11 protein-coding genes are annotated in these 12,156 nt (G+C 73.2%); 6 read left to right on the top strand and 5 right to left on the bottom strand.

The annotated features are described in order from the left end of the window. Positions 1-130 precede the first annotated feature (130 nt). From pip to ACIBK6_RS00460, 3 genes are all read right to left on the bottom strand, one after another. Positions 131-1,093 (bottom strand): prolyl aminopeptidase, encoded by a 963-nt coding sequence (gene pip / locus ACIBK6_RS00450; protein WP_399047499.1) that lies wholly within the window; start codon positions 1,091-1,093, stop codon positions 131-133. 62 nt (positions 1,094-1,155) lie between these two features. After that, on the bottom strand, positions 1,156-1,581 hold the full coding sequence (locus tag ACIBK6_RS00455; protein WP_399047500.1) for an organic hydroperoxide resistance protein: 426 nt from the start codon (positions 1,579-1,581) through the stop codon (positions 1,156-1,158). 125 nt (positions 1,582-1,706) lie between these two features. After that, positions 1,707-2,735, bottom strand: a complete 1,029-nt coding sequence (locus tag ACIBK6_RS00460) for an NADP-dependent oxidoreductase (RefSeq protein ID WP_399047501.1) — start codon at positions 2,733-2,735, stop codon at positions 1,707-1,709. Positions 2,736-2,867: 132 nt separating this feature from the next. On the opposite strand from ACIBK6_RS00460, the gene ACIBK6_RS00465 reads away from it, so the two are divergent. Next, a complete protein-coding gene (locus tag ACIBK6_RS00465) occupies positions 2,868-3,293 on the top strand; it encodes a MarR family winged helix-turn-helix transcriptional regulator (RefSeq protein WP_399047503.1) in 426 nt (141 codons plus the stop codon). A gap of 89 nt (positions 3,294-3,382) precedes the next feature. On the opposite strand, the gene ACIBK6_RS00470 is transcribed toward ACIBK6_RS00465, so the two are convergent. After that, the gene (locus ACIBK6_RS00470; protein WP_399047504.1) at positions 3,383-4,105 is read right to left on the bottom strand and encodes a hypothetical protein; all 723 of its coding nucleotides are present in this window, start codon (positions 4,103-4,105) and stop codon (positions 3,383-3,385) included. A 147-nt stretch (positions 4,106-4,252) separates the two neighbouring features. Between ACIBK6_RS00470 and ACIBK6_RS00475 the strand changes: the two genes are divergently transcribed. The 5 genes from ACIBK6_RS00475 (at position 4,253) to ACIBK6_RS00495 (ending at position 10,866) form a co-directional block, all read left to right on the top strand. Beyond that, positions 4,253-4,819 (top strand): hypothetical protein, encoded by a 567-nt coding sequence (locus ACIBK6_RS00475; RefSeq protein WP_399047505.1) that lies wholly within the window; start codon positions 4,253-4,255, stop codon positions 4,817-4,819. Between the two features lie 265 nt (positions 4,820-5,084). Next, entirely contained in the window at positions 5,085-6,122 is a 1,038-nt protein-coding gene (locus ACIBK6_RS00480; RefSeq protein ID WP_399047507.1) for a rod shape-determining protein, read from the top strand. 57 nt (positions 6,123-6,179) lie between these two features. Then, positions 6,180-7,916, top strand: coding sequence for a GAF domain-containing protein (locus ACIBK6_RS00485; protein ID WP_399047509.1), 1,737 nt, complete (start codon positions 6,180-6,182; stop codon positions 7,914-7,916). A 189-nt stretch (positions 7,917-8,105) separates the two neighbouring features. Then, entirely contained in the window at positions 8,106-9,518 is a 1,413-nt protein-coding gene (locus ACIBK6_RS00490) for an acyl-CoA synthetase (protein WP_399047510.1), read from the top strand. Positions 9,519-9,534: 16 nt separating this feature from the next. Further along, positions 9,535-10,866, top strand: coding sequence for a carboxyl transferase domain-containing protein (locus ACIBK6_RS00495; protein WP_399048420.1), 1,332 nt, complete (start codon positions 9,535-9,537; stop codon positions 10,864-10,866). A 49-nt stretch (positions 10,867-10,915) separates the two neighbouring features. Here ACIBK6_RS00495 and ACIBK6_RS00500 read toward each other — a convergent pair whose 3' ends face one another. Then, positions 10,916-12,151 (bottom strand): MFS transporter, encoded by a 1,236-nt coding sequence (locus ACIBK6_RS00500; protein WP_399048422.1) that lies wholly within the window; start codon positions 12,149-12,151, stop codon positions 10,916-10,918. Positions 12,152-12,156 lie beyond the last annotated feature (5 nt).

Below are 12,156 nucleotides of genomic sequence, written 5' to 3' on the forward strand. Positions count from 1 at the left end.
TCGGCAACCCGACCACCTTCGCCCTCGGCTTCCAGGCGCTCGGCGCCTCGTACCCGTCACTGGGCGCGGACGCCTTCGGGCACAGCGGAAACGAGCAGCTGTCGCGCGCGGTCCACGACGCGGCGATCGCTCAGTAGCGCGCGAACCGGTCGAGCGCCCCCTGAGCCGCCCCGCTCATCCCGGAGTGGGCCAGGCCGTGGCCGGCGTCGTCGATCACGGCGAGTTCGCAGCCCGGCCAGCGAGCGGCGAGCGCCCGGGCCGGGTCGGGCGGCGAGCTGATGTCCTGTGCGCCGGTGATGAGCACACCGGGGATACCGGCCAACGCGGCTGCGCCGTCGACCAGTTGACCGTCTTCCAGCCAGGCGGCGTGCCGCCAGTAGTGGGTGACGAGCCGGGCGAAGGTCATCCGGAAGGCGGGGTCGGCGTACCGCGAGCCGCCGAAGTCCCCGGCGAGCGGGGCCCCCGGCTCCCGTACGTGCGTGTCCTCCCAGCGGCACCAGTTCAGGGCGGCCTCCTCGCGCACGGCCGGGTCGGGGTCGGCGAGCAGCCGGGCGTACGCGTCGACCAGGCGCTCACCCGGCCGCGGCCGGGCGGCGGCGCGGAAGGCGGCCCACGCGTCGGGGAAGTGCACCCGGACACCCTCGGTGATCCACTCCACTTCGGCGCGAGTGGTCGTCACGACCGAGAAGAGGACGGCCTCGCCGACCCGCTCGGGGTGCGCCTGCGCGTACGCCAGGCCGAGCGTGGCGCCCCAGGAGCCGCCGTACACAAGCCACTTGGCGATGCCGAGGTGCGCCCGCAGCCGTTCCATGTCGGCGATCAGGTGGTGGGTGGTGTTGGCGGCGAGGCCGGTCGCCGGGTCGCTGACGGGCGGCGTGGAGCGGCCGCAGCCCCGCTGGTCGAAGAGGACGACGCGGTAGCGGGCCGGGTCGAAGTGGCGGCGCCAGAAGGGGGTCGCGCCGGAGCCCGGCCCGCCGTGCACCGCGACGGCGGGCTTTCCGTCCGGGTTTCCGCAGACTTCCCAGTAGACGCGGTTGCCGTCACCGGTGTCGAGCAGGCCGTGGTCGTACGGGGCGCTCTCGGGAAAGGTCATGCGGACCAGCATGACAAAGGGCCGCGCCCGCCGGGGCGCGGCCCTGCACACTCGGGACGCCGTTACGCGACCGCGAGGTTCACCGTGATGTTGCCGCGGGTCGCCTTGGAGTACGGGCAGACCTGGTGGGCCTTCTCGATCAGGTCCTGGGCGGTGGCGCGGTCCACGTTCGGGATGGTCGCGGTGATCTCGACGTAGATGCCGAAGCCGTCGTCGTTCTTGCCTATGCCGACGTGCGCGGTGACGGTCGAGCCGGAGATGTCGGCCTTCTCGTTGCGCGCCACGACACCGAGGGCGCCCTGGAAGCAGGCGCTGTAACCGGCGGCGAACAGCTGCTCCGGGTTGGTGCCCGCGCCGTTGCCGCCCATCGCCTTCGGCGGGTTGACGACGACGTCCAGCTGGCCGTCGTCGGTGGAGACGCGGCCGTCCCGGCCGTTCTCGGCGGTGGCGACGGCGGTGTAGAGAACCTCGGACTTCTGGATGGACATGCTGGGGTGCTCCTCCTGGGTTCGCGGCCGCTCGCGCCTCACGGCCGCCGTGATGTGGAAAAACCTTATCGGATCGCGGAAACCGTGAGGCGGAGTGTGCGCCGGGTCACCCCAGCCGCTCGCCCTTACTTACCGAGAGAAACGACCATCTTTCCGGTGTTCTCGCCGCGCAGCATGCCGAGGAAGGCCTCGACGGCGTTGTCGATGCCGTCGACAACGGTCTCGTTGTACTTGAGCCCGCCCGAGGCCAGCCAGCCCGCGACCTCGCCGACGAACTGCTGCTGCATGCCGTAGTGGTCGCCGACCAGGACGCCCTTGAGCTGCAGCCGCTTGCCGATGATCATCATCATGTTGCGCGGGCCGGGGGTGGGCTCGGTGTCGTTGTAGCCCGCGATCGCGCCGCAGAGGGTGGCGCGGCCGTGCACGTTGAGCGTGGAGATGGCGGCTTCCAGGTGCTCGCCGCCGACGTTGTCGAAGTAGACGTCGATGCCGTCGGGGGCGGCCGCGCGCAGCTGCTCCAGGACCGGGCCCTTCTTGTAGTTGAACGCGGCGTCGAAGCCGAGCTCCTCCACCAGCCACTTGACCTTCTCGTCGGAACCGGCCGAGCCGATGACCCGCGAGGCGCCCTTGAGCCGGGCGATCTGGCCGACCTGGCTGCCGACCGCGCCGGCCGCCCCGGAGACGAACACCGCGTCGCCCTCCTTGAAGGAGGCTACGTCCAGGAGGCCCGCGTACGCGGTGAGGCCGGGCATGCCCAGCACGCCGAGGTAGGCGGAGAGCGGGGCGAGACCGGCGTCCACCTTGGTGGCGTGCTGCGCCTCGACGTCGGCGTACTCGCGCCAGCCCAGCGGGTGCAGGACGTGGTCGCCGACGGCGAACTTCTCGTCGTTCGAGGCCACGACCTCGCCGACCGCACCGCCCTGCATCGGCTTGTCGAGCTGGAACGGCGGAATGTACGACTTCACGTCGTTCATCCGGCCGCGCATGTACGGGTCGACCGACATGAAGAGGTTGCGGACCAGGATCCGGCCCGGGGCGGGCGCGGCGACGGGGGCCTCCCGCAGCGCGAAGTCGGACGGCACGGGCCAGCCGTTCGGGCGGGCGACGAGGTGCCATTCACGGCTGGTGGCGGGGAGTGCGGACGAGGTGGCCATGAGGGTGCGTCCTCCTGCGAGCAAATACGTTCAGATCGGATACCAGAGCGCATCGGGTCGATGCTTCAGGTACTGAAAGAACAATGCTCCTCGATATTTGAGATTGTCAAGTAACTGGGTACGCTGAGGGGCATGACCCCACGAATGGATCCCCTGAGCCTCGAAGTCGTGGAGCTGATCGGCACGGTCGTCGGCCGCTACCACGAGGAGTACGAACGGGCCGCCGCCGAGCACTCCCTCACCGGCGCGCAGGCCCGGGTCCTCGGTCTGCTCTCCCTCGAACCGATGCCGATGCGGCGGATCGCCCAGAAGCTGAAGTGCGAGCCGTCGAACATCACGGGCATCGTGGACCGCCTCGAAGCCCGGGACCTGGTGGAACGCCGCCCCGACCCGGCCGACCGCCGCGTCAAACTGGCCGCCCCCACCCCCGAGGGCCTCACCACGGCCACCCGCCTGCGAGACTCCCTGAACTTCGCCCGGGAGCCACTGGCTGAACTGACGACGGAGGAGCGGACGGTGCTGCGGGATCTGCTGCGGCGGATGCTGTCGGCGGAGTGATCGAGCCCCTTGGGGGTCCCCCCTGGACGTAGTCCTTGGGGGAGTTTGAGGAGCAGGGGTCCGGGAGCGGCGCCCCCGGCAGCGGTGAGTCAGACGCACCAGAACAGGAACGGCGTACAGGTCTTGGTCGGCTTGGGCGCCGGAGGGGGCGGCGGTGGCGGTGGCGCCCCCGGCGTCGAGGGCCCCCCGGACGGCGCGGGCCCACCCGGCGCGGGCGCCCCGGACGGCCCCGGCGACGCGGGAGGCGGCGCGGACCCGGAGGGCACGGGGCCGGGCGCGGCCGGGTCGGAAGCCCGGCCCGCCGCAGAACCGTTCCCGCGCGGATCGCCCCCGCCGGGCCCGGAGCGGCCGGTCCGCCCGGGCTCCCCGGAGGCCGAACCAGCCTCCCGCCCCCGCTTCCGCTCCCGCGAGACCGGCTTGCCGCTCGGCTTGACCGGCACGGCCGCCGCGCTGCCCGACGGCAGCGGCTGCGGGTCGGAGATCGTCTGGTCCTGCCGCACCGCGGACGCCCGGTCGACGCCCGACGGCTGCGTGGCGATCTGTACGACCACCACCGCCCCGGCCACCAGCGCAAGACCGGCCGCGCCGAAGAGGATCACCCGCCCGCGTCCGCGCCGGGCCCGCCGGCCTCTGCGGGCACGCCGGTGGCCGGAGGGTGCGAGCACCTCCGCGCGGCCTGGGCCGGACGGCGCACCCGCGTACACGAGGAGCTCGTCCTCGGGCGCGCGCCAGAGCTCCTCCGCGGGGGTTCCGCACCCGGCACAGGCCAGGGCGCCGTTGAGGTGCCGTTGGCAGGAGTGGCAGTAATCCATGGCCCCGGGAGGCTATTCGGCGGTCGGCCAAGAAAAGGGGCCGGAGGTGTGTGGATCCTGTGTGGAAGGTCCAATTCCGTGGCGTGGCGGCGTGACGAATCGTCATGGACCGGGGCGTTGTCAGTGGGGCCGGGCAGGATGGACGTCATGACGGAAACCGTGACGCGGCCGTTCGGCCCGCTGGACTTCCAACTCGTGCTGCTGCGGCGGATGGCCGACCACCAGCCGGGGCTCGTCGAGGACGCCCGCCAGGAGCTGGGCGCCTCAATAGCCGACATGCGCGAGGCCAACAAGCACTGGCAGGCGATGCTCCGGTCCTCCCGCTCGCGCGGCGCCCTGTCCCGCTACCGCTCGGTGCTGGGGGCACCCGAGGCGGTCGTGCCGCGCACGATCGGGGATCTGCACTGCGAGGCGCAGCTGTGGCCGGTGCCGCTCTGGCCACAGCTGCGGTTCGAGGTGCTGGCCGGGCCTGGTGGTGCGGTGTGGAACGAGTGGCTGGTCAGAGCCCCCGGCATACCGGGTCCCGAATTGGGCGGGGAGGAGGATCTGCGGCCCTGGTCGTGCACGGTGGACGAGGTGGCACGGGCCTTCGCCCCGGCCCGCCCGATGGAGGGCTCGGCGCCGACCCGCTGGCAGCTGGCCCTGACCCTGCCCGGCGGCCGGGAGCGCGTGGCGGAGTTCACCTGGGGGCTGCTCCAGCGGCTGCTGCCCTGACATTCCCGTACGTCATCGGACGGACACCACTGAACTGGCTGACGGACCGGCAGCCGAGCTCCGCCGGTTCGCCGGTTCGCCGGTTCGCCGGTTCGCCGGTTCGCCGGTTCGCCGGCCAGGGTCGGCGGGACAGGGGCCGACCTGCGGGGCGCCCCTTTCTGGCTGGTCGTCAGTCGGCTGCTCCCCGACCGGCGCAGCCCAGCGCGCGCCCACTCCCGAACGGTCACATGATGCGAATTACGTACCGTTCTCGGGAGGATTCGCCGTGACCGTCAGTCTTGAGCAGTTGCGCCGTTGCCATGTAGCCGTCGACCTCGGAGCCGCCAGGACCCGGGTCTACATCAAGGGTGCCGGGCTCGTGGTGGACGAGCCGAGCGTGGCCGCCGTCAACACCCGTACCGGCGCGCTGATCGCCGTCGGCGCCTTCGCCGAACAGATGACGGGCCGCACCCCGCAATACATCCGGGTGGCCCGCCCGGTGTCCGGCGGCACGGTCGTCGACATCGAGATGGCCCAGCGCATGCTCCGCCATCTGCTCGGCGAGAAGCTGCGCCGCCAGTTGCGCCGCAAGCCCCGGCTGCGCGCCGCCGCCTGCACCCCGCACGACAGCGACCCGCTCGCCCAGCGCGCCGCGACGGAGACGCTGTTGGGGCTCGGTGCCTGCCGGGTCGAGCTCGTGGACACCCTGATCGCGGCGGCCGTCGGCTGCGGGCTGCCGGTGGAACAGCCGACCGCCACCATGATCATGGTGTGCGGGGCGGCCACCACCCAGATCGCCGTGCTCTCGCTGGGCGCGATCGTGACGGCCGTACGCATTCCGGTCGGCGGCGAGGCCATCGACCACGCCGTCATCCAGCACCTGCGCCACCAGCATGAACTGATGCTGCCGAGCCAGTCCGTGCGCCCCCTGCAAGTGGCCCTGAGCGGCAACGGACTCACCCCGCAGGGCCCCGAGTCCACCGAGATCCACGGCCGCGACGTCGCCACCGGCCTGGCCCGCTCGGTCCTGGTCGACACGGCCGCCGTACGCGATGCCATCCACACCCCGCTGACCGCCGTGCTCGACGGCATCGGCAAGGTGCTCCGGGAGTGCCCGCCCGATCTGGTCGCCGACCTCGCCGAGCGGGGCATCATGATGGTCGGCGGCAGCGCGCTGCTGCCCGGCCTCGACCACATGCTGCGCACCTCGACGGGCATGCCGGTGCACATCGCGGAGCGCCCCGACGTGTGCGCGATCCTCGGCCTGGGCGCGATGCTGGACGGCACCATCCATCCCATGGTCCTCGACCCGCTGGCCGAGTGAAGGGCGCGACAGCAGCCCCGACCGGGGTGGACGGCCGCGGTGAGGGATCCTCGAAGGATGACTGAAGCGGAGAATCCGGACCGTACGGAGAATCCAGACTGTTCGGACAGCCCGGGGCGGACGGACAGCCTGCACGGAGCGGACAACCCGGATAGTCCGGATAATACGGACAACGCCGACCGTACGGCCCGCCCGGACAGCGCAGTTGGCCCGGACAGTACGGCCGGCCCGGCAGGCGTGGCCAGTGCGCCGCCCCGGCTGCCGGTGCTCCTGGCGGCGGTGCTCGCCGTCGGAACCGAGCTCGAACTGCGCACCACCCTCCAGCACATCGTGGACACGGCGACCGAGCTGACCGATGCCCGCTACGGCGCGCTCGGAGTGTTCGACCCCGAGCGCGACCGGCTCACGCAACTGTTCACAGCCGGGCTCACCGACGCCGAACGCGAACGGATCGGCAGGCTGCCCGACGGCCGCACCGGGCTGCTCGGCGCCCTCATCCACGACCCGCGGCCGCTGCGGCTCGACGATCTGCACACCGACCCCCGCTCGGCCGGAGTGCCGCCCCGCCACCCCCCGATGGACTCGTTCCTCGGCGTACCGATCCGGGTGCACACCCAGGTCTTTGGCAACCTCTACCTCACCGAGAAGCGCGGCGGCCCCTTCACCGAGGAGGACCTGGCGCTGCTGCGGGTGCTGGCCGCGCAGGCCGGGATCGCCATCGGCAACGCCCGCCTGTACGAGACCGTACGGCTGCGGGAGCGCTGGATCGAGGGCGCCGCGGCCGTCACCACCTCGCTGCTCACCGGCGACACCGCGGCCAACGCGCTGATGACGGTGGCCGAGCGGGCCCGGCTGCTCGCGGACGCGGCGGCCGGGGTGGTGCTCCAGCCCACCGCGGCGGGCGGCATGGAGATCGTCGCCGCCTCCGCGCCGGACGACCCCGACGACATCGTGGGCACCACGATCGAGCCCGGCTCGCCGGTCCTGGTCCAACTCCTCGGCGGGGAGCCGGTGTTCGTGGAGGACTCGGCGACCGACCCGCGGATGACCACGCACGTACGCAGCCGGTTCGGGCCCAGCATGCTGCTCCCGCTCCAGAGCGGCGGCAAGCTGATCGGCACCCTCGCCCTGCCCCGGCGGCGCGGCGGCGCCCCCTACACGGAGGTGGACCGGCTGCTCGCCGCCCAGTTCGCCTCGCAGGCGGCCCTCGCCCTCGTACTCGCCGACGCCCAGCACAACCGCGAACAGCTCGCGGTGTACGAGGACCGCGACCGGATCGCCCGCGATCTGCACGACCTGGTCGTGCAGCGGCTGTTCGCCACCGAGATGATGCTGGAGTCGACCCGGCGCCGGGCCGAGAAGGCCGCGGCCGACGACACGGACGAGACGCTCACCCGGGCCGTGGACGAGCTCGACTCCACCATCCAGGAGGTGCGCACCGCGATCTTCGCCCTCCAGCAGCCGCCCGCAGACGCGCCAACCACCCTGCGCGGCCGGGTCCTGCGCGAGACGGCCGGCGCGGGCGCGCTGCTCGGCTTCCGGCCCTCGGTGCGCTTCGAGGGCGCGGTCGACACCCTGGTCACCGAGCCGGTGGACACCCAGCTCATCGCCGCGCTGCGCGGCGCACTGGCGGCGGCGCACCGCAGGGCCGGGGTGTCGTCGGTGCGGGTGGCCATCGATGCGGGCGCCGAACTGCCCGACGGGCGGGCCGGGGTGCGGCTGACCGTCGTGGACAACGGAATGCGCGACGACGGCATCCGGGGCACCACCCTGACCTGGCAGGCGCCGCTGTAACGGGCGGGTGCCCCTGCACCAGGCAGGCGCCGCCGTAACGGGCGGGTGCCGCCGTAGCAGGCAGGCGCCCGCGAACCGCGGACGGCGGGATGCGGATCACGCGTCCGGACGGCGCCGCGTAGGGTCGATGGCCTGGGCCCGGCACCGTCCGGCGCCCGCCCGTGCCGTCGACCGCGAGGAGTCCCGTACGTGTCCCCTCTCTTGCCCTCCCTGTACGCCGCCGAGCCGCGGGAGGCCATCCGCTTCGGCGAGTTGTCGCTGACCCATGCCGAACTGGCGGGCGCGGCGGGCTCGCTGGCCCGCCGCCTCGCGGGCGCCGGGCGGATCGCGGTCTGGGCGACACCGACCCCGCAGACGGTGGTCGGCGTGGTGGCCGCCCTCGTCGCGGGCGTGCCCGCGGTGCCGCTGAACCCGAAGACGGGCGAGCGGGAGCTGACCCACATCATGCGCGACAGCACGCCGTCGGTGGTCCTGGCCGCGGAGGGCGACCAACTCCCGCCCGCCCTGGCCGATGTGGTACGCATCGACGTACCGCTCTCCGGGCCCGCCGGGCAGCTGCCGCCGGAGCCCGCCGACGACGCGGCCGCGCTGATCGTCTACACCTCCGGGACCACGGGCCCGCCGAAGGGCGCGGTGCTGCCGCGCCGGGCCATCGCGGCGACGCTCGATGCGCTCCAGGACGCCTGGGGCTGGACGGCGGACGACGTCCTGGTGCACGGCCTCCCGCTGTTCCACGTCCACGGGCTGATCCTGGGCATTCTCGGCCCGCTGCGCCGCGGCGGCTCGGTGCGCCACCTCGGCCGGTTCTCGGTGGAGGGCGTGACGCGGGAGCTGTCGGCGGGCGCGACGATGCTGTTCGGAGTGCCGACGATGTACCACCGGATCGCCGAAGCGGTGGGCGAGGACCGGGAGTTGGCGAAGGCGCTGACGGGCGCGCGCCTGCTGGTGTCCGGGTCCGCCGCGTTGCCCGCGCCCGACCACCGCCGTATCGCCGAGGCGACGGGCCGGGCGGTGATCGAGCGCTACGGCATGACCGAGACGCTCATGCTGTGCGCGGTACGGGAGAGCGACGACGCCCACCCCGGCACGGTGGGAACCCCGCTCCCCGGCGTCGAACTGCGCCTCGCCGACGAGGCCGACGGCATCGGCGAGATCCAGGTACGCGGCCCGAACCTGTTCAGCGGCTATCTGAACCGGCCGGACGCCACGGCCGCCGCGTTCACCGAGGACGGCTGGTTCCGCACCGGCGACCTGGCGAGCCGGGACGCGGACGGCCAGGTGCGGATCGTCGGCCGCAAGGCCACCGACCTCATCAAGAGCGGCGGCTACAAGATCGGCGCGGGCGAGATCGAGAACGCGCTGCTCGACCATCCGGGCGTCCGCGAGGCCGCGGTGACGGGCGAGCCGGACCCCGACCTGGGCGAGCGCATCGTGGCCTGGGTGGTGCCGACGGACCCCCAATCCCCGCCATCCATCAGCGAGTTGACCGACCACGTGGCGTCCGAACTCGCCCCGCACAAGCGCCCGCGCGTCGTGCACTTCCTCACCGAGCTGCCCCGGAACGACATGGGCAAGATCATGAAGCGAGCCCTGCATGTCTGAGCGCATGTCCGAACGCCTGCCTGAGCGCATGTCCGCCCGCGCGGCGATCGCGACGGTCGCCGCCGACTTCACCGAATTCGCCCTGCCCGAACGGGACTTCCCCGAGGACGGCCCCATCTCCTGGACAGGGTACGGACGTTCACGCGCCAGGGCGACGGAGCGTACCGGCGAGGACGAGTCGGTCGTCTGCGGCCTCGCCTCCGTCGAGGGGCGGCCCTGCGTGCTGATCTCCTTCGAGTTCGGCTTCCTCGGCGGCTCCCTCGGCCAGCGCACCGGCGACCGTCTCGAATCCGCGTACCGGGCGGCACGCGAGCGGCGCCTGCCCCTGGTCTCGCTGATCGCCACGGGCGGCAGCCGCATGCAGGAGGGCATGCTCGCCCTCAGCCAACTCCAGCGCGTGGCACGGCAGTCGACGCTGCTGAGGGAAGCCGGGCTGGCCCAGATCGCGGTACTGCGCGACCCCACGACCGGCGGCGGCTGGGCCACCCTCGGCGCTGGCGCCGATGTGATCCTGGCGCTGCCGGGCGCCCAGATCGGCTTCGCGGGCTCCCGGGTGCGCCCGGCGGACGCGGACCCGGCCGCCTACGGGGCGCAGGGCCAGCTGGCCGCCGGCCAGATCGACGCGATCGTGCCCGGCGAGGACCTGCGGGGTGTCCTCGCCGGGTGGCTCACCCTGCTCGGCGGCGGCCGGCGGACCGAACCGGCCCCGGTGCCCGAGGCGTTCGGGTCGGCGGGGCTGCCCGCCGACGGGTGGGAGGCGGTGCGGCGGGCGCGGTCGGCGGGCCGCCCGCGCGCCGAGGCCTACCTGGACGCGTACTTCCCGCACCGGCAGGCACTGGCCGGCGACCGCTGCGGGGGTGTCGACCCCGGGATGCTGTGCGGGTTCGGCCTGCACGAGGGCGCGAGTTACGCGTACGCCGCCCAGACCGGCACCGCGACCCGCCCGGCGGGCTACCGCACCGCGGCCCGCTTGGTCCGGCTGGCCGACCGGCTCGGCATCCCGGTGCTCACCCTCGTCGACACCCCGGGCGCGGCGAACGACGCGGCGGCCGAGCGGGCCGGGCAGGGCGCGGCGATCGCCGACGCGTTCGCCGCGCTGGCGGCCGCGCGGGTGCCGGTGACCACGCTGGTCATCGGCGAGGGCGGCTCGGGCGGCGCCCTCGCCCTGACGTCCCCGGGCCGCACCTGGGTGACGGCGGACAGCTACTTCTCGGTGATCGCGCCGGAACTGGCAGCGGCAATCCTGAAGCGCCCCCCGGCAGACATCGAGCACACAGCCTCCCAACTCCGCTTGCGCCCCCAGGACTTGGTGGAACTGGGGGTGGCGAGGGGAGTACTGGGCGCCTGATGGTCCGGGGCGGAGCCCCGAAGCGGGGGCGCGGGCCCCGACCAGCCCGCTACGGAACCGGGTTGCGGGCGTCGTAGCGGGCGAAGCCGCGGCGGCTGAGGCCGAGCACCGTCACCGCGAGGACGCAGGCGAGGCCGCCGCCCACGATCATCACGGCGGGCGAGGTGAGGTCGGCGACCGTACCGGCGAGGAAGTCACCGAGCCTGGGCCCGCCCGCGACCACCACGATGAAGACGCCCTGGAGCCGGCCACGCATCTCGTCGGGCGCCGCGACCTGCATCATCGTGTTGCGGAAAACCATCGAGACGGTGTCCGAGAACCCGGCGAGCGCTAGCATGAACAGGCCGAGCCACAGGTTCCGGGTCAGCCCGAACACCGCGATGGCGGCGCCCCACCCGCCGACCGAGATCAGCACCGCGAGCCCGTGCCGGTGGACGCGTCCCTGCCAGCCGGAGAACACCCCGCCGAGCAGCGCGCCGATGGCGGGCGCGGCGACCAGCAGTCCGGTGGTGCGGGCGTCGCCCCCGTACCAGAGGACGGCGACGGCCGGGAACAGGGCGCGGGGGTGGGCCAGGATCATCGCGCAGAAGTCGCTGAAGAACGTCATCCGCAGGTTGGGCCGGGTGGCCAGGAACCGCAGCCCGTCCAGGACCGAGGCCCGCTTGGCGCCGGTCCGCTCGGGCAGCATCGCGGGCAGTCGCCACATCGCGTACAGGGAGGCGGCGAAGGTGATCGCGTCGATGAGGTACGCCGTCTTGTACCCGGCGAAGCCGACGACGAGCCCGCCCAGCATGGGGCCGACCAGCGTGCCGGTCGTCATGATCATGGAGTTGAGCGCGTTGGCGGCGGGCAGCTGCTCGGGCGGCAGCAGCTTGGGGATCATCGCTGACCTGGCGGGGGCGTTCAGCGCCTGGCAGACCGACTGGAGCGCGATGACGGCGTACAGGAACCAGACGTTCGCGAGCCCGGCGAAGGCCCCGGCCGACAGGGCGGCGGAGAGCACGGCGGACCCGAGCGCGCTGTGCAGGCCGAGCTTGCGGCGGTCGACGGTGTCGGCGATGGCACCGCCGTACAGGCCGAACACGACGAGAGGTACGAGGGTGAAGATGCCGACCAGGCCGACGGAGAAGCTGGAGCCGGTGAGGTCGTAGACCTGGAGGGAGATCGCGAGCGCCGTCATGGCACTGCCGACCCAGGAGACCATGTTGCCGAACCAGAGGCGGCGGTAGTCCGGGGAGGTACGGAAGGGGGTGAGGTCGGCGAATATGCTCCGCCTCGTCCGTATCGCCC

Origin of the sequence: Streptomyces sp. NPDC050485, from assembly GCF_044458185.1 — a bacterium.
Lineage (GTDB): Bacteria > Actinomycetota > Actinomycetes > Streptomycetales > Streptomycetaceae > Streptomyces.

Excerpts from the sequence above, each read along its gene's own strand:
- ACIBK6_RS00475 (WP_399047505.1), top strand. The coding sequence starts at position 4,253 with ATGACGGAAACCGTGACGCGGCCGTTCGGCCCGCTGGACTTCCAACTC.
- ACIBK6_RS00470 (WP_399047504.1), bottom strand. The coding sequence starts at position 4,105 with ATGGATTACTGCCACTCCTGCCAACGGCACCTCAACGGCGCCCTGGCC.
- ACIBK6_RS00465 (WP_399047503.1), top strand. The coding sequence starts at position 2,868 with ATGACCCCACGAATGGATCCCCTGAGCCTCGAAGTCGTGGAGCTGATC.
- pip (WP_399047499.1), bottom strand. The coding sequence starts at position 1,093 with ATGACCTTTCCCGAGAGCGCCCCGTACGACCACGGCCTGCTCGACACC.
- ACIBK6_RS00485 (WP_399047509.1), top strand. The coding sequence starts at position 6,180 with ATGACTGAAGCGGAGAATCCGGACCGTACGGAGAATCCAGACTGTTCG.
- ACIBK6_RS00460 (WP_399047501.1), bottom strand. The coding sequence starts at position 2,735 with ATGGCCACCTCGTCCGCACTCCCCGCCACCAGCCGTGAATGGCACCTC.
- ACIBK6_RS00455 (WP_399047500.1), bottom strand. The coding sequence starts at position 1,581 with ATGTCCATCCAGAAGTCCGAGGTTCTCTACACCGCCGTCGCCACCGCC.